We start from the raw sequence: 24963 nt of genomic DNA, 5'->3' as shown, positions 1-24963 counted from the left end.
TTGTAATAAATAAATCTTATATATAAATTTCTGAATATTGCTATATTTTAAAAATTAGTTTGTTATACTTTACGTTATCTCACAAAGGGGGCCATTTTTATGACCACAAATACAAAAGATAAACCATCTTTACTGACTAAGTTTTTAAATGGCGTTGAAAAAATTGGTAATAAATTACCAGATCCAGCAGTTTTATTCTTTCTCATGTGTGTCGGTTTAGCTGTTATCACATGGATCGTGTCTTTATTTAATATTTCAGTTAAACATCCCGGGAGCGGAAAAATCATTCATGCCAAAAGTATTATTAGTACAAACGGCATTGCGATGATTATGAATGATGCAATTAAAAATTTCTCAGAATTCCCAGCACTCGGTTTAGTATTAGCCGTGATGATTGGTGTTGGGGCTGCTGAAAAGACAGGTTACTTTGACAAATTAATGATTTCTGTTGTAAATAAGGCTTCAAATAAACTGATCTTACCTACGATAATCTTAATTGGAATTCTAGGTAGTTTAGCAGGTGATGCAGCAACCGTCATCTTACCACCACTTGCTGCAATGTTATTTATTAAAATTGGTTATCACCCTATCGCAGGTTTAACAATGGCATATGCAGCAGCCGTTGGAGGATTTGGTGCAAACCTATTAATTGGTATGCAAGATGCCCTGGTTTATGCCTTTACAGAACCTGCAACAAAAATTGTTTCAGACCACATAAAAATCAATGTTGCAATGAACTGGTACTTTATCGCAGCCAGTGTATTCCTAGTGCTACCAGTCATTTACTTTGTAACAACGAAAATTGTTATTCCACATTTAGGAAAATACGACGAAAGTCAATCTACGATAGACGAAAGCGAAGAAACATCATCTAAAGTAACACCTGTAGAGAAGAAAGCACTTTTATGGGCAAACATCTCATTTATCGTCTTAATTATCGCGCTCATTATCTGTTGTATTCCGGAATCAAGTTGGCTTCGTAATGCAAAGACAGGTAGCTTAATCGATGACTCACCATTAATCAATGGCGTTGGTCTTGTTATCCTAGTACTTTTCTTAATTCCTGGCGTTATTTACGGTGTCATGAGTAAACAAATTAAAAGTACAAAAGATTTAGGTACTATGATTTCAGAGTCATTAGGTTCAATGGGCTCATTTATTTTAATTGTTTTCTTTGCAGCACAATTACTTGCGTTTTTACAATGGAGTAATTTAGGAATTATCGTAGCCGTCTATGGTGCGAAGCTATTACAACATCAAAATGGTATTGTTTTGATTATCGGTATTATTGTGTTAAGTAGTTTAATTAATATGTTAATCGGAAGTGCTTCAGCTAAATGGGGTATTCTCGCACCCATCTTTGTACCGATGATGATTCTAGTCGGTTTCCATCCTGCTTTCACACAAATGATTTATCGTGTAGGTGACTCGGTTACGAATCCAATTACACCGATGATGCCTTACATGCCATTATTGCTTTCTTATGCGCAAAAGTATGATAAAAATATGAAACTTGGCTCACTACTTTCAAGCCTGATGCCATATACGATAGCATTGAGTATCGCTTGGACAATATTTGTTATTATTTGGTACTTAATTGGCATTCCAATGGGACCAGGTGGCCCTGTCAAAATACCTAAATAACGATCATGACATTCATACACTCAAGTGAAAATTCATTTTATTAAAATTGAATTTTTACTTGAGTTTTTTCATATATATAAACTAAGATTTCGCCTCTTATTCCCTTTTTCAATACGCAATATTACGGTAAAATATAAGTATAGATAAGTATTTAAATCAACATATATTCTAGTCATTTAGGAGGACACGATGGAAGAACGCATAGGTTTAATAGATATTGGATCAAATACCATCAGGTTAGTTATTTTCAAATTTGATAAAGCGACAGGTATTAATGAACTGCTCAACATTAAAACACCTGCCCGACTCAGCCAATATCTCACTAAAGAAAATAAAATGAGTAAAGAAGGTATTAAAGTTCTAATCGATGCGCTACATAGCTTTAAATCAGTTGCAGACAAATTCAATGTGACTGAATTACATCCGATTGCGACTGCCGCAATTCGTCAGTCTAAAAATAATGACGAAATCGTTAAAGAAGTTAAAAAAGATGTAGGCATTGATATCGAAATTGTTCCAGAAGAAGATGAAGCCTATTATGGTTACTATGCGATCACACATACGACTGAAATCGAGAACGGTGTATCTGTCGATATTGGTGGTGGTTCTACCGAAGTCACTTTATTTAAAGATAAAGAGTTATTCGAATCTCATAGTTTTCCATTCGGTGTTGTAACGTTAAAACGTAAATTCTTCGAAGGTAAAGATCATAATGATAAAAGTGCGATTAAAGATATGGAGAAATTCCTATCACAACAATTTGATTCATTAGATTGGCTTAAAAATCAAGAAGTCGCACTTGTTGGCGTGGGTGGATCTGCACGTAACGTAGCACGTATACATCAAGCTGAACATGCGTATCCTATCGGTGGCGTCCACAATTATACGATGACGAATAAAGATATCGATGAGGTCTTCGACATTATTCGTAAGAGTTCTCGTGATGATTTAACCAATCTTGATGGCTTAAGTCGTGACCGTGTCGACATTATCCTACCATCTGTTTCTGTTTTTAAAGCTTTATATAAAAAAGTAGACGCCAAACAATTTACATTTTCAAGAAATGGGTTACGTGAAGGCTACATTATTAAACAAGTACGCGAACGTAATCCTGAGGTCTATGATGAAAATAATATCCGTAAGGAAGCTATACATTTCTTAGCCCGTGAATACAAAATTGAAGATGTTAGTTCTCAAGCACGTCTAAAATTAGCTAAATCTTTATTATCACAACTTATCGACAATACAGATTTAGAAATTAGCGATAACGACCAACGTCTATTTGAAGAAGGCGCGTACATTTACTATTTAGGTAGCTTTATCGATTCAGATTCTAGCTCACCACATACGTTCTACATTATTGCCAATTCAATGATTAATGGTTATACGCACAAAGATCGCGTTAAATTAGCACTACTCGCTAGCTTTAAAAATAAATCATTGCTCAAATTCTACTGCAAAGAAATAGAGTGGTTTAGCGATAAAGAAATGGATATGATTCAAATGCTTGGGGGCATCATTAAATTCATCAATGCCTTAAATATTTCACATACTGACTTCGTAAAAGATGTCAAATTGAAGAAAAAGAAAAAAGGCGATGAAGATTATGAATTAACTGTATTTTATGCAGGAGGAGAACCCATCGCTGAAGAATATCAGGCTGTTAGACAAAAAAAACATATCGAAAAGATACTTAAAGGGAAAGTTTCCATCATCTTTACAAAATCTTAAAATAAGTATGATATCTTAAAGTTAGATAGTTATGTCTTTTACTTATTCAATTGAATAAACGAAGTATATTTGAGGAAATGACGAGGTGTATTTGGAATGCAAACTCAATTGGGAGAAAATGATATTAGCTTGCCACAGTATTACAACAACCGCGAACTAAGTTGGTTAGATTTCAACTATCGCGTACTTCAAGAAGCCTATGATAAAAATAATCCGCTACTAGAAAAATTAAATTTTGTGTCTATATTTAGCTCAAATTTAGATGAATTCTTCATGGTGCGTGTTGCCGGTTTAAAAGACCAAGTTAAAATGGGGTATGACAAACCTGAAAACAAAGCACAAATGACGCCACAAGAACAAGTTGACGCCATTCAAGAAAAAGCTAAAACATATGTTGATAAACAATACGAACGTTATAACGAATTAATGACTGAACTCCAAGATTACGACATCGTAATGTGTGAACCTGATAATTTATCTCAGTCTCTATTAGAAAAATTAGAACGAGATTTTAAATTAACCATCTTACCAACACTAACACCATTAGGTATTGATGCGTATCACCCATTCCCTAAACTAAATAATAAAAGTTTAAATATCTTCGTTGACATTGATACGGAAGACGCGATAAATTCCGCCATAGTTCAAATCCCATCGCTTATTCCTAGATTCCTTACGTATAATGAAGGATCTAAACAGTATGTCGTAATGATTGAAGACGTCATTACGTACTTCATCAATTATTTATTTACTGGATATGAAGTTTTAAACACTTTTACATTCAGAATCACAAGAAATGCTGATTTAACCATACACGAAGACGGCGCGGAAGATTTATTAATCGAAATTGAACGTTTCCTTAAAGAACGTAAGAGTGGTTCTGCAGTACGTTTAGAAGTAGATGGCCGTACAGCGAATCCGGATGATTTAGATTGGCTTATAGAAACACTAGAAGTTGACAAACAAGATGTGTATTTCTTAAATGGTCCTTTAGATTTAACATTTATTTTCGGCTTAGTGGATCACTTGTCTCATAAATTAAATTATTTAACTTACGAGAAATATTCACCTCAAATCCCACGTTCTTTAGGCAATAATAATGTGTATGAGCTCGCATTGAAACGTGATATATTCTACCACCACCCTTACGAATCATTTGAACCTATCGTCGATTTTATTCGTGAAGCGGCAGATGATCCTAATACAATCGCGATTAAACAAACGCTTTATCGTGTAAGTAAGGATTCACCAATCATTAACAGCTTGAAAGAAGCTGCTGAAAAAGGTAAACAAGTAACGGTGCTTGTGGAATTAAAAGCACGTTTCGATGAAGAAAATAATGTCCACTGGGCACGTATGTTAGAAGACGCAGGATGCCATGTAATTTATGGTATGACGCATTTAAAAACACACAGTAAAATCGCCTTAGTCGTTAAGCGAATAGGTGGCGAACTTACATCATTTGTCCACCTAGGTACAGGTAACTATAACGATAAAACGGCTAAATTATATACAGACATGGGTATTATCACTACGAATAAACAAATTGCAGAAGATGCGATTAACTTCTTCAATTACTTAAGCGGTTATTCTGTGAAACCAGAATACAATAAACTTATTGTGGCACCTTTTGATATTCGCGACGTGTTCATTGACCGTATCGATAAAGAAATCAGTAGTCATCTTCAACATGGTAACGGTAAGATTATGATGAAGATGAACTCACTTACTGATAAAGCCATCATTGAAAAGCTTTTTGAAGCATCACAAGTCGGTGTGAAAATCCAATTAATTATTCGTGGTATTTGTTGCTTGAAACCTGGTATTCCAGGTATAAGTGAGAATATTGAAGTCGTAAGTATTGTAGGACGTTTATTAGAACACTCTCGTATTTATTACTTCCATAATAATGGTGATGAACGTATTTACTTATCATCCGCAGACGTAATGACTCGTAATATGATTAAACGTGTAGAAATCTTATTCCCTGTTGAAGATAAAGACATTGGTAAACGTTTAGTTGACTTTATGAACTTACAATTATCTGACAACCAAAAAGGACGTTATCAAGATGAACACGGTCATTACCACTATGTTCAAAACAACTTGTCACCATTAAATTCACAAGTTTATTTAATGCAAGAGGCAATTAAGTATGGCCAAGAACTAAAGAGAAATTCAGCACAACCTTCAGGTATGCCAGTCGTATCTAAACGCCGTGCGAATTGGATGAATCGTATTCGTCGATCATTAAAAAAGTAATGTCTTCTTAATTCATATAATAAAGGCAATGGTCTTTCATCGAGACCATTGCCTTTTTGTGTGTATATATATCACATGAAGTAAAGCGATGCCTCATTTTGTTGCAACGCTTTCTTGCGGGAAAGGCTCGTGCCTGTAGTCCTCTATAGAAATTCTTACATACGTGCGTTAGCACTTACGTTCATCAATAATTTTAACCCCCCTAGGTATCGCATATCTCTTTTGTTACCAAATATTATATTTCATAAGATAATTATTTTTATTTAACAATCATCATCTTTAAAATTACTTTTCTGGATGGTCATACCAATGATTTAGGAATTGATATAAGACGTTGCTATAGGTTTGTAGTTCTTGAGCTTCTATTTTCTCATCTACGCTATGGGCTTCTTCTAAGCTACCAGGACCATACAATATTGTTGGGATATCAAAGTGTGCGGTCCAACCACCATCTGTAACGGTCGTACTCATACCATGTTGCATGTCACTACCATGTACGTCACGATGTGCATTCTGTAATAGTTTAAATCCAGGATGTTCTGTAGGTATTGTGAAGCTTGGGAAGATTTCGCCTTTGTCTTCAATCATTGATTCGCCGCCCCATTCAAAGCGTAAGGAGTTCTCACGTAGCCAAATATCCGCTTCAGCCACACGATTCAAGTAATCTTCTATTTCAGCGACAACGTCTTCATAACTTTCATTTGGTAAATAATGTACTGTAATCCATAAGCGACATTCATCTGCAATAAATGCAGGATGGCGTCCACCTTCAATAACAGCTGGGTTTATCGTATTTGCACCTGGTGGCATTCCAGGACTATGTTTCATCACTGCCCAATGTTGTTCTAATTCATTTAATGCACGAATAATCTTAGCCATTTTTTCAATGGCACTCGCGCCAAATAACCCACCACCTGCATGTATGGTCTGACTACGTGCACCGTCATGAATGGTGTTCTTACTTTTAATCGTAATCCATCCTGTAATTACGCCACCTTGACCCAGTGCCATATTCTCACTGGTATCTAACACAAGTGCTAAATCAGCTTTAGGACCAATTTCACATGCTAGTTTGGTACCAGCTTCTCCAACTTCTTCACCTACAACTGATTGCACAATAATATCACCTTTCGGTTGGCGTCCTTCTTGATGTAACTTTTCAAGAACATAAAATAAGGCCGCCATGCCACCTTTCATATCACTCACGCCACGACCATATAACCAATCATCCACTTGGGTTAACTCAAATGGTGGGTAGGTCCAGTTTGAATCATCATCGACTGATGCCACATCTACATGGCCATTTAATATGAGTTTTGGTGCGGACGGGTCGCTCCCCTTTAATGTCGCCACAATCACGCTATCATTTTTATACAATTGTTCACGTTGAATGCTAAAGCCGAATCCTTTTAATAAATGTTGAATCTCATCTTGCAGAGGATCAGTATTTCTTCCTGGTGGGCTCTCCGTATTATACTTCACTAATAAGTCTAATAATTCATAAAGACGTGTTTCCATATCCGTCACTCCTTTTTGACAATGAATACCCCCACAATCGTTCTTCATCACTAGTGTATCATTTTAAAGCATAAGAAAAGATGCTTCTTGTCAATTTACAAGAAACATCTTTAATCATCATTACACTGGTCGTACTGTGACTTCATTTACATTGACGTGTGCAGGTTGTGTTAACGCATAAATGACAGCGTCTGCGATATTTTCAGGATCTAATTTCTTACGGCCACCGAAGTCTGTTTTCTCAGTCATTGGTGTATCAACCATACCTGGTAAGATACTTGTTGATTTAATACCTGTGCGTGCTAAATCTTTCTCTAAACCATTAAATATCATCAATACTGCAGATTTTGTTGCACTATATAACGTGCTATCTTTAGATACTTCGTTTGCTGAAATAGATGCGAGATTGACAACATGGCCATGACCCTGTTCTTCAAAGTGAGGTAATACTGCATTTAAACTATATAGTAATCCTTTAACATTTGTGTCGATCATGGCATCCCATGTTTCAACATCGTAGTCTGTAATCTTAGCTGAGCCATTAATACCGGCACAATTGACTAAGATATCGACTTTACCAAATTTAGCTATCGCATTTTCGACTAATGCGTCTATGTCGTCTTTATGCTTCACATCTGTCGGTGTAATTAAGAAATCACCTTCGTTTATATCTTTTGAGACTTCTTTTAATTTATCTTCGCTACGACCGGCTAAGACGACTTTTACGCCTTCGTTGGCAAGCTTTTTAGCAGTTGTGGCACCAATACCACTGCTTGCGCCTGTAATGATAGCTACACGTTCTTTTAATTCTGTCATGTTTTTTCACCCTTTTATTCTAGTGTCATTGATTAGATTTCCTTATTATGACCGAGTTAAACCCGTATTACTTACTTTTCGAAAAATATAATCAAAAAGCTTACGAGGAATTGTATTCTCGGGTAAAACGTATTAAAGTTAATATGTAATGGCATCATTGGGCATATAGAAAGATAGGAGGATGACTATGACATTTGAAGAGCGTATCCAAACGTTACGAGCTGAGAAGAGCAGAACGAGTTTCTCTTTCCGTTTCGAGGATTTATATACGAAGGAAGAATGGTTTGATATGACGGTGCGTCAACGTACACGTCAAGAAAGAGAATTTATTGCGCGTATTGAAGAGATTCCACATGTGCGTATGCCTTTCTCAAGTGAGGATGGTTATAAGTTCAAGTTATATAATCAAGAATACCAATATAATGAAGTTAAGAAGAATTTCAAAGAAGTTTAAACATATCAAGAAGCCCACGTCTCACTAAGTAAGACGTGGGCTTTCAACACATTATTCCAGAATGATTAGGGGTATATTTATGGTATGCCCTCGACTGCTCACCAACGAGGGCATGCTACTTTCTTGAATGTTAATAGGAGGCCATTCAATTTGTATTAATTTGTAACGAGTGTTTTACGTTCGAGTCCGTAATAATATAGTCGTTCGGCATCGATGTATGGGATTGAGTCGATTGTTAAGTAGCCATCTTTAATATCGCCAATCAATCCTTGGTTCACACCAGTTTTTAAATATATATCGTAACTGCCTTCTTCAGAAAAAACAACTTCTTCTATTACTTTTCTCATCAGTATCACTCCCATTACTTATTCCTTACAATGTATATCATACACCCTTTTCATAAATTTTAAAGACATTTGTGATACTTTTCACAAATAGTTCACTTTTTGAAAATAAAACCTATTTAACGTTTTTATGTATATTGAATTTAAATCAAGTTTGAGAATAAAAAGAAGAAATTCTAATTAAATTATTTCGTTCAGTAGCTTTGCTTTCCGTGGGTACAGTTTCAGCCAGAATTACCATACAGATAAATCTGTAGGTAATTCTAAGGTCTTCAACTCGTACTGTTCCCACAGGAGTCTTCGCTACTTCCCTTTAATAATTCTTAGAATTTCTTTTAATTGAAAAATATATTATATAAGTTAGACATGCTGTATAGACATTATTATTGACTCAAACCTTACTAAATAAATTTCATCAATCTCATATAATAATATAAAAAGAGATAGAAACACTAAATCTTAGTTAAAAATATAACTCATTCAAATTTTGAATTAGATAAAGTTTCATCAACTTTGCTTTTAAATGCTTTTTGAATTAGTTTACGTGCATCAGATAAATTTTGCTCATCCTTTTTGTATAAACTAATAACTTCTTCTAAAATTTCTATACATTTTTCAAATGATATCCCTTTCATTTGTTCACTTATATATAAGATATATAAATATTTTGAATTAAATCCATTATAACTGCTTTCACTATAAATTTTTTCTACTTCATTATACTTTTTAATGTATTCTATAACATTATCAAAATTTAGTTCTTCGTTAAATATTTCATCATATCTATTACTGAATAGAGATTTCTTTTGGTTAGTTGCTTTATCAGGATTACCTTGGACAGAATAAAGAATTTGAGCTAGGGTTTCTTTTGACATACGATATTCATAGTTCTCTTCAATTTTACCAGTGTCCCCAGCTTTTCTCACATACAAAATATCATTTTCTTTTAAATATCTTTCTAACTCGATTTGTATATTATTTATTGATTTAATATCAAATACTGAAATGGCATTTTGACTATTAGTGTATTCAGCGACATTGTTTTTTAATTTATCATTATTTCCTGTGCTAATAAATCTTACTAGTACATACGCTTTACTTAATTTTGAATTGAGTGAATTATCATCATCAAAATATTTATAAATACTTCTAATAGTTTGTCCGCCATTAACTATACTCATACCTTCAAGTTCACACTTAAACATCTTTTTACCATTAATTGGTTTTCCTTTAATATCATTAGCAACTATTGTGATACCATTATTAAATAAAAAGAAATTTTGAGGTGATTCTCCAATTGTTTTAATTATTTTAGTATTATATTTTGTTTCACCTAAAAAGCCTCTAACATTATCATTTAAAATTTTTGGCTCAAACTCTAACTTTTCAATAGATTTAATATTAAATTCATCAATATCATTTCTTAAAATTACATCTTTACATGTAATCTTCATTAAAATGTCCAAACTTAATTTGATTAAATACGAATCATCAGAATCTAATTCATCTTCTTTATAAGGCATAACAGAACCTTTATCTACTATAAATTTAGCATTAATATCATCATGTTTCTCCGAAACATAACCTATAATATCATCTAAACTAATAGATTTTATTGACATGTCATATACTTCACTAAAATTTTCCATGAATTGGTTCTTTTCCAATCCAAAATTTTCATTTGAAACCATATACAAAGTCATTTTCCATTGTTCATTTGAATTTAATTTATCTATAATTTCTGAAATTACATTTTTTGTACTTTTTGTTAAATTATTTAGATTTTCACTTTCTATTACTTTCATAAATTTATCAGAATCTGATAAATTATTTAGATTTTGTCCTTTATTAGCTTTGAACTTGCTTCTAAACTTAAAATTAAATAATTGAATATGTAAATCATTTTCATCAATATATACTGCATCTATTCCTAAATCATCATTTTTTTCATTGAAAACTAAGCTTCTATATTCGGTGTCAATCACACAATTTTTCAACTCATTAATGTCTGTATTATTTGTTACACATTCAAGTATAAATAAATAGAAACCTAACTTTGTTTTATCCTCATCCCTAATATCTTTTGAAAAATCGTAGATTTCAAAATATTTGTTTGCCTTTTTATTAACTAATTTAAAATCATTAATATTTGCCATATTGTATAGCCCCCTTTTATTTTATAAATCCAACATAATTTTTAATACATCATTTTGTAAATCATTTATAGAATATAAATGTTTCATAATTGAAAATGTTTCTGATAAATTATTTCGGGCTGTTCTCCAACCTTTACCATCTGTTATCCAAACAAATTCAAAATTTGGAATATCTGCTGAATTCACTGCTAAATTTTTGAAACTTCTTGCAGTTTCATTTAGTTTTGAACCACCACTTTGATAAAAGTTAGTTTCAATGGCGTATATAATGTTATTATGATATATTACAAAATCAAATCTTTTAATTGTCTTACCACTATTAGTTATAGTTGAAATATCTAGATCATGATCTTTTATCAATCTATCAGTTCTCACTTCTTTTTCATACTCAACACCAAGTTGTTTTATATTTTCTTCAACTAAATCTTCCATGAGATGCCCACCACGATTTTTACGTCCGTTACTATCTAATCCAGTTTCAACCCCTGTAACATAATCAAACAAATTATTTATTAGATGATTTTCTAACAAATCGAATATTCCAGTTTCTTTCATAAACTCACAATATTTTTCAATATCATAATTTGGTTTTTTAAAATTAAAAATTAAGTCTTCATCAATAGTTTTTATACTTATTTCATTACCTCTAATAGCTAGTAAAATAGGTACACATTTTAACACTTCAGGATATTTTTCAACTAAACTTTTAAATTCATTTTCAATATCGTTTGACCCTATAAGTGAATTCAATAAATTTAGTTCTAACTTAATACTATCAACATTTCTTTTCACTTTTTCGAAATCAATATAATATTCATAAGTAGCAATACTTTCTTTAAAATGTGATAACCACTCATCAAAATCTCTTTCAATTACCATTCAAATTCCTCCTGAACTACTGTATTTATAATTCTTTGTTTAGCTATTTGAATATAGGGTTCTTCTTTCTCAACACCTATAAACCTCCGTTGCAATCTTTTTGCAATTACTCCCGTGGTGCCACTACCCATAAAGGGGTCTAAAACTAAATCATCTTTATTGGTTGTGGACCTAATTATTCTTTCCAATAAATACTCGGGTTTTTGTGTAGGATGTTTTCCGAAACTTTTTTCGCTTTTTCGTGTTAATGGTCCCTTCCAAACATCTTTCATTTGTTTATTATTATTAATTTCTTTCATTACATTGTAGTTAAAAGTATGTTTAGCTTTCTTCAAATCTTTCTTTGCCCAAATAATTGTTTCAGTTGAATGAGTGAAATTTCTACATCCTAAATTAGGAGGTGGGTTAGTTTTTTCCCATGTTATATTGTTTAAAATTTTAAAACCCTCTTGCTCTAGCGCAAATCCTATTGAATAGATGTTATGCAAAGTTCCTGAAATCCAAATAGAGCCATTATCAGATAATATGCTTTTACAGAGTTTTATCCATTGTCTGTTAAATGCATGTTTTTCTTCCAAAGTAATAAAAGTATCCCATTCACCTTTATTGACACTGACCATTTTTCCACCTGAATTAGTGATACCACCCCTTGAGAGAAAATAAGGTGGATCAGCAAAAATAAGATCCACGCTATTTTCAGTAATATTTTTTAAAAACTTTAGTGAGTCCTCATTGAAGAGGCAAATTCCATTTTCAGCATAATATTCATTCAAAACTAGCATCACCTTTAATAATTTGTAATAATTACTTCCTTACCTACTCTTTTACTAGCATCAGAATTAATACTTCTTCTCACATTAATTTCTTTGACATTGAAATCATTATATAATTCTCTAATCAATTCTGTATTATGATTTGTTAGCATACATTTGACATTCTTTTCTGTAAGACTTTTATATAATTTTGCTAATCTTTTATGTTCTTCAATAGAAAATCCAGCCTTATCATATGAAATAAAGCTTGTGGCATTTAATGGTGCATAAGGACTATCAAAAAAAACAAAGTCTTTTTCTTCTGCTTCACTAACTGCCTCTTCGAAATCTGTACTTGTTATTGTAACTGTTTGAAGAAAATTTGAAATTTCTATTATATTACTTTTATTATAAGAAGCCACAAATTCTTTTTTGTTCCAGGGAACATTGAATAGACCTTTTTTATTAACTCTAAATAAACCATTAAAAGCATGTTTATTTAAGTAAATAAATAATGCAGCAGTAGTTATATCATATCTTTTTTCAATAATGTGTTGATTATAAATTTCTCTCATTTCTTTATATTTCTCTTCATTTAGAGGTATAGAATCATAATCGTCTAAATATTCCATCAATTTATTAGGATTATCTCTAATTACATGATAACTATGAATTAAATGAGTATTAATATCATTAATTTTTGAGTTACTATTGCTTAATGAAAATAAAACAGCTCCCCCACCAACAAATGGTTCATAATATGTATTGAAATTAGTAGGAGCCATTTCCATAATCGTTTTAATATATTGACGTTTTCCCCCAGCCCATTTTACAAATGGTTGCATAAAAATTCTCTCCTAAATATTTTATATTGCGTTAATAAGAATATGCATTTTAATGTTACTATTTGAAAAATAATTTATTACTATATTTAATGAATGCATTTCTAATTTCGAGCACTTTTTTTACTAATATAACATAAAACTGATAAAATTAGATTAAAGTTTGATACTCTTTCACATTAAGTATAATATAAAAAAATTTTAAAGCGTATATAAATTTTATATATTTATCAACTTAACATCAATAAACCATACTGAATATTAATATGAAAAAATATTAATTTAGCCATTATATCTTTTTTCGAATCTTTCCCACAATCTCAAAAAATCACTTCACTGATAACATGATTATCTTTTCTCTTTCCATAAACACTATGAGTTGATATTTTTAAACAAAATATTGATATTAAATTCTATTAATTTTTTCAACTATTTACAGTATAATTAACTTACATTAAATCGATTTAATGTATAAGGATTCAGCTGGTCCTTAATTGATAAAATTCCTTAGAGGTTCATCCTAATTAGAGAGTAGGATGGATCTCTTTGTTTTTGTTAAAAATACGAAATTCATGGTAAATCATCAAATGTGATATTTTTAGTGAAAAGTTTGATATTGCGAGAGGTATTATATTCAAAATATATATTATACAATATATATGTATTAGATTTCGGTCTAATACAAGGGAAGAATTTAATAAGGGGATGACCATTACATATTATCCCCCGAAGGCTCATCTTAGCGGAAAATGAGATGAGTTCCATCGTGTTGATGGATTTATATTCTTTGTTGGTTATATACTTCTGTTTCAGTTGACGCGACTTTTAACCATAAGAAAAGAATTTATTACAAGATCCCATTATTTCAACCAAACCGTCATTTGATTCAGAAGTATATAGCTTGAGGTTATTCTTTTAGCAGGTTTCTAACAATACCTTCTCTCTAAATTTAAAATAAGGTGTTGTTAGAATACTTGCTGCGGTAGGAAGTTAGGCAAGGATAAACCCCATTAGAGTCAATTTGTAGTTTTGACTTTAATGGGGTTATCTATTTGTAGTTTTAAAGGCTATAAACCTAATTCTTTAATAAATTGAACTAATTCATCTTTCATTTTTGGATCTTTAAGTGCATATTCGATAGTTGTTTTGACGAAGCCTAATTTTTCTCCAACATCGTAACGATTGCCATCGAAGTCATAGGCATATACTGGAATATCGCTATTCATACGTTCGATGGCGTCGGTTAATTGAATTTCATTGCCGGCGCCTTCTTTTTGTGTCTTAAGATAGTCGAATATTTCTGGTGTTAATATGTAACGTCCCATGATGGCTAAGTTTGAAGGTGCCGTACCTTGTTTTGGTTTTTCAACGAATTGTTTGACTTCGTAACGGCGTCCTTCTTTTCCAAGTGGATCAATAATGCCATAACGATGTGTGACATGCTCATCTACTTCTTGAACACCGATTACAGAGTGTCCTGTTTCTTCGTAGACATTCATTAGTTGTTTAATTGCGGGCTCTTCGGATTCCACAATATCATCACCAAGTAAGACGGCAAACGGTTCATTGCCGATAAATTGGCGTGCTGTGTAAATTGCATGTCCTAAGCCCTTTTGTTCTTTTTGACGCACGTAAAAGATATTAGCTAAATCTGTAGAGTAATTGACCTTCTCTAGTAATTCAGTCTTACCTTTCTCTTCTAATACCATTTCTAATTCTTTTTGATTATCAAAGTGATCTTCAATCGCACGTTTGTGTTTGCCAGTTACTATTATGATGTCTTCAATTCCTGCGCGAGAAGCTTCTTCCACTATGTATTGAATCGTAGGTTTATCTAAAATTGGAAGCATTTCTTTCGGCATCGCTTTTGTGGCTGGTAAAAATCTCGTTCCTAAACCAGCAGCAGGTATGATTGCTTTTGTAATTTTTTTCAAACTTGAGTAACTCCTTTGCAAATTCTGTCTTTTTTATCATTTGTTAGTTTATCACTCTTTATACGTCATTCCTAGCGATAGCCTAGAATTAAAGTGTGATACAATTTCTGATTTTCTTTTTTTACTGTTTAATCCTAAGTTGGTCAAAAAGACACTAAAAAACCTCCTACTCATTTCATTGAGGGAGGCTAAAGTAAATTATTAAAAATGTATCGCAAATATTTTTACAATACTGTCAATTAAGTTCGCCGTAAATACAGCGAATAATAAATATGTATTGAAATCTGTAAATTTATCTCTAACTACTTTGATTTTCGTTTGTTCATCAAATAAAGGCGGGGTACTATCATTGGTTAATATCTCCCCAATTTTTAATTTTGCTTTTCTCATCACATAGGTAACGTAAAAAGCATATATTAAACCTATGATAGATATAATCAATATAACGTATTCGCTATAGGCAAAGTCATCTATAAATAGAATACTTAAAATAAGTACTGTGATTAATATATCTAATTTATCGATAAAATTAGTTTTTGCCATTTCTGTCTCTAATTCATCGATTCTAGAATTACTTAACAGTTCTAAATCAATGTCTTTCAGATTGATTTTCTCAATTTTTTCCATACAAACATCCCTAATACATTTTAATTCATTGTAATACAATAAAATTTGAATTTGTTTTTATTGTATCTTATTTTCCAATTAATATCTATATCAACCAGATTCATAATAAAACACCACTATGGGTATAGTGGCGTTTTGTAGTGTTATGAGTCTTTTGATTTATACGAACAAGCTAATGAATAAGATAAAGATGATACCTGATACTGAGATGATGGTTTCAAGTAGTGACCATGTTAGGAAAGTTTCTTTTACTGTTAAGCCGAAATATTCTTTAAACATCCAGAAACCTGCATCGTTAACGTGTGATAGGATTAAGCTTCCGGCACCGATAGCAAGTACTACAAGGGCTACGTTAGAATCTGAATGTTGTAGTAATGGTAATACGATACCTGTTGTTGTAATGGCTGCAACAGTTGCTGAACCTAATGCAATACGAAGTACAGCTGCAACAATCCATGCAAGTAAGATAGGAGACATTGTTGAACCTTCGAACATTTTCGCGATAGTGTCACCAACGCCACCGTCTATCAATACTTGTTTAAATGTACCGCCACCGCCAATAATTAAGATCATCATTCCAATTGGGTAAATGGCATTAGTAGCCGATTTCATAACGTCGTCCATTTTTCTGCCTCTATGTAATCCCATTGAGAAGATAGCAAAGATAACTGAAATTAACATTGCTGTGCCTGCAGTACCGATAAAGTAAACAATTTGTTCAAATAGATTTTTCGCTTCTTCATGGCCTGTCACTAATTGTACGATAGTTGAAATCAACATTAAGATTACTGGTAATATAGCAGTAAAGATACTTAAGCCAAATCCAGGCATTTCTGATTCAGCAAATTCTTTTTGAGAACCTAATGCTGAGATATCTCCCTCACGTGTATAGGCAGTTGGTGTAAGTTTTTGAGCAAATTTATTAAATACTGGACCAGCGATAATTGTTACTGGTATAGCAATAATAATACCGTAAAGTAATACTTGACCGACGTTCGCTTTTAATTCTTTTGCGATAACAACTGGACCTGGATGTGGTGGTAAGAATCCGTGTGTTACTGACAATGCAGTAATCATTGGCAAACCAAGTTTCAGTGGTGATACTTTCGCACGTTTAGCAATTGTAAATACTAATGGAATTAATAGTACTAATCCGACTTCAAAGAATAATGCGATGCCTACGATAAATGCAGCGATAATCATTGCCCATTGGACATGTTTTTGTCCAAATTTCGCAATTAATGTATCAGCGATACGGTTTGCACCGCCACCGTCCGCGAGTAGTTTACCTAACATTGCACCTAATCCAAAGATTAAAGCGATGTGACCGAGTGTACTACCCATTCCAGTTTCAATGGTAGTCATTATTTTACTTAGCGGCATACCTAATAAGATTGCTGTAACAACGGATGTCACGATTAACGCAATAAATGTGTTTAACTTCATGAAAATAATCAATGATAATAGTAATAAGATCCCAATTACCACACTAATAAGTGGCCAAATATCTCCAAACATAGTAAATCCTCCTTTGTTTTCTTCCTTTAATGTACTGATTTACTCCATGTGCTTACGTTGAAAATCTGCAATTTCTGCATAGCGTTCTTCAAGTGAACGACTTAAATTGATAAAGATAGATACTAATTTTTGATAAACCTTAACCGTCTCTGGATTTGGTTTATGTGAATTTGTAGTGCCGACCATCTTTTCAATAATTGAAATATCATCAATTTCTCCTAATGCTTTAAGTCCTAATACACATGCCCCTAAACAAGAACTTTCATAGCTTTCTGGCACGATAAGGTCTGTATTGAAAATATCTGCCATCATTTGACGCCACACTTCACTCTTAGCGAATCCCCCCGTCGCTTTGATTGTGCTAGGTGTTTCGTTCATTACCTCTACAAGTGCTAGATATACTGTATAAAGGTTGTACAATACGCCCTCTAATGCTGCACGTATCATATGTTCTTTTTGATGTGACAAAGTTAAACCAAAGAATGAGCCACGTGCGTCTGCATTCCATAATGGTGCACGTTCACCGGCAAGATATGGGTGGAAGATTAGGCCTTCAGCACCAGGTTTAACTCGACTAGCGATTCTAGTAAGTACATCGTATGGGTCTACCCCTAAACGTTTCGCAGTTTCAACTTCACTAGCAAGGAGCTCATCTCTTAGCCATCTAAGGATGACACCGCCGTTATTGACGGGTCCGCCAATGACATAATGTTCTTCGTCTAGTACGTAACAGAAGATACGTCCTTTATAGTCGGTGCGAGGTTTATTAATGACTGTTCGAATCGCACCTGATGTGCCGATTGTGACGGCGACTTCGCCTTTTTTATAACTATTAACGCCAAGGTTAGATAATACGCCATCACTAGCACCAACTATAATTGGTGTATTTTCGTCCACACCCATTAGTGTGGCATAACGTTTTTTCATGCCTTTTGATATATGTGTAGTTGGAACAAGTTCTGGTAATTGTTCTCGTGTGATGCCTAAAAGGTAAAGTGCTTCCTCATCCCAATCTAATTGTTCTAAACTAAACATGCCTGTAGCTGATGCCATTGAATAATCGATGACATATTTTTCAAACAGTTGATAGAAGATATAAGTCTTAATATCAGCAAACATGGCAGTTTGATTGTAAATTTCAGGTTGTTCATGTTTCATCCAAAAGATTTTAGATAAAGGTGACATTGGATGGATAGGTGTACCTGTACGTTGATAAATCTCAGAACCGTGATGTTCTTTGTTGATTAATTCAGCATATTTACTTGCGCGATTATCCGCCCAAGTTATACTTTCTGTTAATCGGCTATTCTGCGCATCGAGTGCTACCAAGCTATGCATTTGTGCACTAAATGAAATCAGTTTAATATCTTCTTTCTTTACGCCCGCTTCTCTTATGATGTATTTAATTGTCATCAATACGGCATCGAACAGTTCATCGGGGTTCTCTTCAGAAACATCTACATTTGGCGTGTGTAATGGATAGCCGATATTATGCTTCATAATAAATTGTCCATTTTCATCGTATAATACTGATTTCGTACTTGTAGTACCAATATCTACGCCAATCATGTACTTCATAGTATTCCTTCTTTCCTCTATTTATCGTAACCAGAAACTTTCAATATCTTTACCGACGTCATCAAAGTTTAAATGAAAAGCTTCTCTTAATTTATCTGAGTCATATTGTTCAATTGCTTCAATAAATACTGCATGATTGTTATGAATGCGTTCAAAGTCTGCTTTATTATGTGCCATGCGATGTCTCATTGATAATAAGACAAGTGATTCGATGACTGGTTTCAAATGTTTCCAGAAGGTTTGTAAGTATTGATGGTTTGAAGCATTAATGGTTGCTTCATGAAATTGTAGATCATGTTGTGTAAAGGCTTCAGCATCTTCAAACTTGACTGCAACTTTCATCATTTCAAGGTGTTTATGCATTTCTTTAATAACTGGTGCGGTATCAATGTGTTTCATTTTTGCGAAAGCAAATGACTCAAGCATCAATCTTAAATCATAAAGTTCTTTCTTCTCTTGTTCACCAAAATTAAGCACCCTGGCACCCATTCGTTCTAATTGAATGAGTTGATCTGTTTGCAATAATTTAAACGCATCTCTTACTGGTGAACGACTAACATCAAATTGATTTGCAACTTGATTCTCTGTAAGCAGTGTATCGGCTTCAATCTCACCGTTCACGATTTGTAAGCGAATTTGTGCAGCAACACCTTCGCCTTTTGACATACCTCCAAGCCATTGTTCTGGATAACTTTGATTCACATCTTTCACTCCTAATCACGCAATTACAACTTGTATACAAGTATGTTAATATACTGAGAGTAATTTTGCAAGCGCTTACTTTTTGATGGAATTAAAAAACCCGGCCATGTCAGACCGGGAATTGTATTGCAATTATTTCGTTTTATCGTCAGCCACTTCGATGCAATAATGTGTTTCATGACATTTAGGGCATTCTAATTTACGTGTCTGTGCAGTGTGTTGTGCTAACATAAATTGTTTCAATGATGGTTTAAAAGTATGCTGACAATTTGGACACAGATATGAAATGTTTTTGTAGTAAAATGCTGTTAATCCAACGGCATAAGTGACTAAGATTGGTATGATTGCAACAAATGGTTTGCTTGAACTTCTTAATAAACTTGCAATAAGTCCTGTGTATTGAACTATGCCAATAACGCCTGCGCTAAGCCATACTTTACTTTTAAGTGATTTTAATGTAGTAGATTGTTTCATAGCCTTGTCTATGTCAGATAAATGATTGATTGAAGAACTTGAATGTTGTGAAATATAATGTTGTACTTCATTAATATTCTTTAATATTTCTTTATCGCTGTGAATATGGGTTTCTAATTCTTCTTTATGCAGTTGCAATATCATTTTCAATGTTTGCATATCACTGTCATCATGTAATAGTGTCTTAATTTCATCTAAGGTGCAGCCAAATTTCTTCAAGATAAAAATAAGTTGAAGTTGATAGTGATGATCGTCAGTATAAAAACGTCGATTAGATTCAATATCTCGTTCAGCTGTTAACAATCCTTTACGATCATAATATTGCAATGTTCTAACTGTGATGTCTTCGAGATTTGCAAGTTCTCCAATTGTATAATGTGACATAGTGTTCACCTCCTACATTGAACATAGCTAATGACGTTACGTCATATGCAAGCTTTTTTTGAGTATTTTTTATAAGTTAGTCTGCGTTCTGTCTAAACTTGAAAAAAAGAGACGTTGTCCGCCTCTTTTAATGCGTATCACTTTCTGTAATAGCAGAGTGAATGGATTGCATTTTTGCTTCTACATCTGAAATTTCCAACGCGCAATCTTTTAACATATCTTTATAATCTTCGGTACTTGCATTATTTTTATATCGAATCTTGTGTTCTAAACTTGCCCACATATCCATACCAATGGTTCTAATTTGAACTTCTACTGGTGTTACTTCTACTTTATTCGATAAAAATACAGGAATAGATACCACAATATGTAAGCTTCGATAGCCATTTTCCTTAGGGTTCTCTATATAGTCTTTGCGTCTTATTAATTTAATATCTTCTTGTTTTAATAGCATCTTTTCAATAACATAAATATCTTCTAAATAGTTACAAACGACGCGGATACCTGCGATGTCTAAAATATTCTCTTTCGCACTCTCAGCACTAATAGGTAAATTCTTACGTTGCAGTTTCTTCACTAAGCTATTCATTTCTTTAACCCGACGTTCCATGTGATGGATAGGGTTGTGTTTATATACGTGATTAAAATTGTCATCTAATATATCTAATTTAGTGCTTATCTCTTTTAACGCTGAGGAATATAAATGATCTAGTTCAACAAAGCCGATTAATCTATCAAAAGCTTCATCTCCATCTTTAAAGTGGTTCAAACTATCTTTAAATTCATTACGTAATTCTTCTATATATAATGATGGTTTTCTCTCTACATACATAGTAGTTCCTCCTTGCTCATCACAGTATATTATATCGAAATGCAAGACGAACTAAAAATAATAACCACCTTATTTATCTAGGTATTTCGACTGAATTAGACATGTATGACTAGTTATGATGATAATTGAAAAAGAAGCATAAAAAGGACCTCAGTGTTGGGATACTGAAGTAAGTAGTTCTATGATAGATTACGAAGTGGAGTTGTGAAGACTCCTAGGGGAGCAGTAATTTTAATGAACCTAAGTGCAATAGCACTTAGGTAAGTAGCTCTAAAGATGGATAATAAATGGCGTTGCGCGACTCCTATGTTGATTATTAATGAACATAAGTGCTAACGCACTTATGTAAGAAATTCTAAAAATGAACTACGAATGACGTTGTGTGACGCCTGAGGGAATAGGATGAGTGTCGAGACCGCGGCTCGACCCAGCCCCCTAGGCAAGCATCACAACAAAATGAGTAAATGTTCATCTAAGAATTTCTTTAGAGGACTACAGGCACGAGCCTTTCCCGCAAGAAAGCGTCGCAAAAAATTGAGTAAATATTCATCTAAGAATTTCTTTACAACCCAGCCCCCTAGGCAAGCATCTCAACTTGTGTGAATATATTAAAACACCTCAGTACGTTATGGCACTGAGGTGGTGGTAGTTATGATTCGTCTTTTGTATGTGTGATGACTTTTGTATTTCTGTTTTCGGCAATGTCTTGTGCACGTTGTTTTGCGTCTTCTTTGTTATCAAACGTATCAGATGCTTGTTTAGCACCTTCAGTTTTTACTTTCCACTCGTTATCTTCGTAATAGACATGCACATTTTCTTTGTTCAATTCTGGATTGGCGGAGTCATCTTTTTGATGTTGTGTGATGTGCTTATGTTTCAATTCTTGTAACGCATCATCACTTGCATCTTTATACCATTCTTCTGCTTGTTTCGTCGCAATGGGAATGACATCGCCTTCTTTATAACCATCTTTAAGCATTGCATTTCCAATATCAATTGCTTTTTTACGTTCTAAATCATCAAAGTTCTTCCAAGTATTTGGGTAATCATCCATTGTCCAAGGCATCGTGTCACGCTCCTCTATTCATCAATAGTTAACTTTACCACTCTCCTTGAAAATGAAACCCCTCAATACGTTTCAATTAAGCTTTCGTTGCAGCGCCATCTTCAACGTCATCAATATCTTTACGTGTATAAACACAATTATTTTGTAACTTCATCAATGCTGATTTTAGATAATTGTATTGAGGTAAGTCTGTTAAGTCATTGATATCCAGTCGACTTTGTAGTTCAAAGTGTTTGGCTAAATTTTCAAAGGTTACTAAGTACTCACCCATTTGTTTATCTGAAATACGTTGACGTTGTTTATCTTGCATGGCACGCATAAGCATGAAGTTAATTTCTTCTAATGCAAAGATGCTTGGATAATAATAACGAATCACTTCTTTATTTGAGAATAACTCACCACTTGCTGAGTTATTAATTTGTGTCATATTGCTCATTCTGACAGACAATTCTAAGCTTTCGTTACGTTCGCGTGCGTCATCGTCGTATTTATTTTCAGAGAATAAATATTGAAAAATAACCGCTTCTTTACGCACAACTTCAGCAATTGTACGTGGTAACATAGCAGAAGCTGTTTGACGATTAATCAGTAAGATGCCTACGACCGCAATGACAATACCAATGAGTACATCAAAGATACGTGTATATGCAATTGAAATAGATAAGTTTTTAGACTAGGTGTGGATTAAAGTACAGAATGGCTGATAATAACAATGTACCGATAATTGTACCCAAGCCACGTGATACTGAACGGTCAAGCATACGACGTGTTGTCATGCCTAATAATACGGTATGTGCGGTTAATGGAATCCAATATGATTTTTGGATATTGAAGGCAAGTGAAATAAAGATTGCTACGGCCATAATCACAGCATAAATCAAGGTATTACGGAAGACGATAGAATCTAACGTTAAATTATGAATAATACGTTGACTGTATAATGGCTTTCTGACACTTGCTTCATGTTCAATTTGATTAGAATCTAAATTGGTAATCTCGTCTATTTTCAAAATATATTGTAGTAAATTATCGAAATCGTCATGCACATCGACTTCTTTCGTCCATTTCTCACGTGCACCAGTTGGACGGTAAGCGTTACGTATCGTCACATCCATCATTTCAATTAAGTCATTAGGAATAGGACGAATGCCCTTTTCATGTAACTCTAAAAGTTCTGAATAGAGACCTTGTGCTGATGTATGTAGCAACAATAATCTTTGGAAGCGTTGGCTAAGATTTTGGTTAATACCAGCCGTTGCGGTAATAAGTAATTCATCAGAATTTTTAAATTGTGTAACTGCTGCTTTGGCACTTTCTGCAAATTTCTCTGTATCGTTGTAGTTATGCATTAGTTCCTCAAGCATTTTAAAGTCAGCATTAATTGCTCGATTTTCGATTTTTTGTTTTTGGAAAAGAATGGTAATAAGCACAACGATCGTAGCGATTGCACCACCAATTAATATAGCGAAACCACGGTATAAGGCTTCATTGGGTGCAACTGGTAAGTTACTTGGCAAACAAAATGTGACAAGAAAGAATGTTGATGACGGTCCAGCAATTTTTAATGCGCTGAAAATATAATATGGAATGACCGTCACTAAAAGTAGTGTGACACCGTAAAGAATAGGTTGTGTAACTGTGAGAGTGCCTAATGCCATACAAATGGCGAAGGATATACTACACAAAATCACAGTTCTAATCATCGCTCGAGGTGAGCTTTTAAAGACATAAATATGTGCTAATGTCCCTGTTGACACAAGCAATCCTAAACTAAAATTACCTAGGAAATAGCCTACTAATGCGGGGATAATCATTAATAACCCCTGTCGAAGGCCTTTCATCGGGTCAATTTTGCTTGTATCAAAGCTAATAAGTGATTTTAAAACATTTCCCAATGTTATCTTTCCTTTCTATAAAACATACATATACTATGATAACACTTTTTCTATAAATATATTTGAGTGAAAAATGATTTTAGTTCAAAAAAGAGGAGCGAAACAGTCATCCATCTTTTTGTAAAAAGATTTCACCGTCTCGCTCCTTACTTCTATTATAAAACAATCTTATTTTGCTTCTGCAATGTCGATTTGAGGTTTTTCAGTAATAAAATTACCAATATTATCACTGAATACTTTAAAGTGATCAGAATTGTTATGTGCTGCTACTGCGTCTTGGTCTTTATAGTTCTCAACTACGACAAATGTGTTACGTTCTGAGACATCTTCGTAATGGCTATAAAACGTATTACCTTCTTCTTCACGTGCATGTTTCACTAAATTATCCATCAATTTTAAGTATTCTTCACGATGTGCTTCACTTACTTTTAATTTTGCATTAATAATAATCATGCTTTTCACCTTCATATTTAAATTTGTTTTCAGTTTATTTTACCATTTTCATAGTGTTCATAAACAATTCGATGCTTGGTGCATCTTTTTCAAATAGCGATG

At 33.4% G+C, this 24963-nt stretch carries 20 protein-coding genes and 1 pseudogene; 4 read left to right on the top strand and 17 right to left on the bottom strand.

From position 1 onward, the window contains the following. The first annotated feature begins 99 nt into the window (after positions 1-99). From HYI43_02745 to HYI43_02735, 3 genes are all read left to right on the top strand, one after another. Positions 100-1644: an AbgT family transporter gene (locus HYI43_02745; GenBank protein ID UDI77518.1), complete on the top strand. Its 1545-nt coding sequence runs from the start codon at positions 100-102 to the stop codon at positions 1642-1644. A gap of 189 nt (positions 1645-1833) precedes the next feature. Next, complete coding sequence (ppx, locus tag HYI43_02740; GenBank protein UDI77517.1) at positions 1834-3375, top strand: exopolyphosphatase; 1542 nt, start codon at positions 1834-1836, stop codon at positions 3373-3375. A gap of 96 nt (positions 3376-3471) precedes the next feature. Continuing rightward, positions 3472-5637: an RNA degradosome polyphosphate kinase gene (locus HYI43_02735; protein UDI77516.1), complete on the top strand. Its 2166-nt coding sequence runs from the start codon at positions 3472-3474 to the stop codon at positions 5635-5637. A 285-nt stretch (positions 5638-5922) separates the two neighbouring features. Here HYI43_02735 and HYI43_02730 read toward each other — a convergent pair whose 3' ends face one another. Both HYI43_02730 and HYI43_02725 read right to left on the bottom strand, forming a co-directional pair. Continuing rightward, entirely contained in the window at positions 5923-7155 is a 1233-nt protein-coding gene (locus HYI43_02730; GenBank protein ID UDI77515.1) for an acetylornithine deacetylase, read from the bottom strand. A gap of 120 nt (positions 7156-7275) precedes the next feature. Next, positions 7276-7971 carry an SDR family oxidoreductase gene (locus tag HYI43_02725; GenBank protein ID UDI77514.1) on the bottom strand — a complete coding sequence of 232 codons (696 nt, stop codon included), beginning with the start codon at positions 7969-7971 and terminating at the stop codon, positions 7276-7278. Positions 7972-8158: 187 nt separating this feature from the next. Here HYI43_02725 and HYI43_02720 point away from each other — a divergent pair, with 187 nt between their 5' ends. Continuing rightward, positions 8159-8425: a DUF1413 domain-containing protein gene (locus HYI43_02720; protein ID UDI77513.1), complete on the top strand. Its 267-nt coding sequence runs from the start codon at positions 8159-8161 to the stop codon at positions 8423-8425. Between the two features lie 155 nt (positions 8426-8580). Here the strand turns inward: HYI43_02720 and HYI43_02715 are convergent, their stop codons facing one another. The 15 genes and pseudogenes from HYI43_02715 to HYI43_02645 all read right to left on the bottom strand — a co-directional run bounded on the left by HYI43_02715 (position 8581) and on the right by HYI43_02645 (position 24861). Continuing rightward, positions 8581-8772, bottom strand: a complete 192-nt coding sequence (locus tag HYI43_02715; GenBank protein ID UDI77512.1) for a hypothetical protein — start codon at positions 8770-8772, stop codon at positions 8581-8583. Between the two features lie 473 nt (positions 8773-9245). Further along, on the bottom strand, positions 9246-10925 hold the full coding sequence (locus HYI43_02710; GenBank protein UDI77511.1) for an AIPR family protein: 1680 nt from the start codon (positions 10923-10925) through the stop codon (positions 9246-9248). Between the two features lie 21 nt (positions 10926-10946). Then, entirely contained in the window at positions 10947-11804 is an 858-nt protein-coding gene (locus HYI43_02705; GenBank protein ID UDI77510.1) for a type II restriction endonuclease, read from the bottom strand. Next, positions 11798-12586 carry a site-specific DNA-methyltransferase gene (locus HYI43_02700; GenBank protein ID UDI79258.1) on the bottom strand — a complete coding sequence of 263 codons (789 nt, stop codon included), beginning with the start codon at positions 12584-12586 and terminating at the stop codon, positions 11798-11800. Before HYI43_02700 ends, HYI43_02705 begins: the two co-directional genes overlap by 7 nt. Positions 12587-12591: 5 nt before the next feature. Continuing rightward, positions 12592-13401, bottom strand: a complete 810-nt coding sequence (locus HYI43_02695) for a Dam family site-specific DNA-(adenine-N6)-methyltransferase (GenBank protein UDI77509.1) — start codon at positions 13399-13401, stop codon at positions 12592-12594. 1064 nt (positions 13402-14465) lie between these two features. Further along, positions 14466-15332 (bottom strand): UTP--glucose-1-phosphate uridylyltransferase GalU, encoded by an 867-nt coding sequence (gene galU, locus HYI43_02690; protein UDI77508.1) that lies wholly within the window; start codon positions 15330-15332, stop codon positions 14466-14468. A gap of 201 nt (positions 15333-15533) precedes the next feature. Next, complete coding sequence (locus tag HYI43_02685; GenBank protein ID UDI77507.1) at positions 15534-15959, bottom strand: hypothetical protein; 426 nt, start codon at positions 15957-15959, stop codon at positions 15534-15536. Positions 15960-16118: 159 nt separating this feature from the next. Then, entirely contained in the window at positions 16119-17477 is a 1359-nt protein-coding gene (locus tag HYI43_02680) for a gluconate permease (protein UDI77506.1), read from the bottom strand. Positions 17478-17516: 39 nt separating this feature from the next. After that, positions 17517-19055, bottom strand: a complete 1539-nt coding sequence (gene gntK / locus HYI43_02675) for a gluconokinase (protein ID UDI77505.1) — start codon at positions 19053-19055, stop codon at positions 17517-17519. A 21-nt stretch (positions 19056-19076) separates the two neighbouring features. Continuing rightward, complete coding sequence (locus HYI43_02670) at positions 19077-19757, bottom strand: GntR family transcriptional regulator (protein ID UDI77504.1); 681 nt, start codon at positions 19755-19757, stop codon at positions 19077-19079. Between the two features lie 132 nt (positions 19758-19889). Continuing rightward, a complete protein-coding gene (locus HYI43_02665) occupies positions 19890-20615 on the bottom strand; it encodes a MerR family transcriptional regulator (GenBank protein ID UDI77503.1) in 726 nt (241 codons plus the stop codon). 127 nt (positions 20616-20742) lie between these two features. Beyond that, the gene (locus HYI43_02660; GenBank protein ID UDI77502.1) at positions 20743-21447 is read right to left on the bottom strand and encodes a GTP pyrophosphokinase family protein; all 705 of its coding nucleotides are present in this window, start codon (positions 21445-21447) and stop codon (positions 20743-20745) included. A 649-nt stretch (positions 21448-22096) separates the two neighbouring features. Further along, complete coding sequence (locus HYI43_02655; GenBank protein UDI77501.1) at positions 22097-22513, bottom strand: DUF2188 domain-containing protein; 417 nt, start codon at positions 22511-22513, stop codon at positions 22097-22099. A 76-nt stretch (positions 22514-22589) separates the two neighbouring features. After that, positions 22590-24408: pseudogene (locus HYI43_02650) on the bottom strand (FUSC family protein). Between the two features lie 168 nt (positions 24409-24576). Further along, positions 24577-24861, bottom strand: a complete 285-nt coding sequence (locus tag HYI43_02645; protein ID UDI77500.1) for an antibiotic biosynthesis monooxygenase — start codon at positions 24859-24861, stop codon at positions 24577-24579. Positions 24862-24963 lie beyond the last annotated feature (102 nt).

Source organism: Staphylococcus taiwanensis (genome assembly GCA_020544305.1).
GTDB classification, from domain to species: Bacteria; Bacillota; Bacilli; order Staphylococcales; family Staphylococcaceae; genus Staphylococcus; species Staphylococcus taiwanensis.
This window is presented reverse-complemented; position numbering and strand designations above follow the sequence as displayed.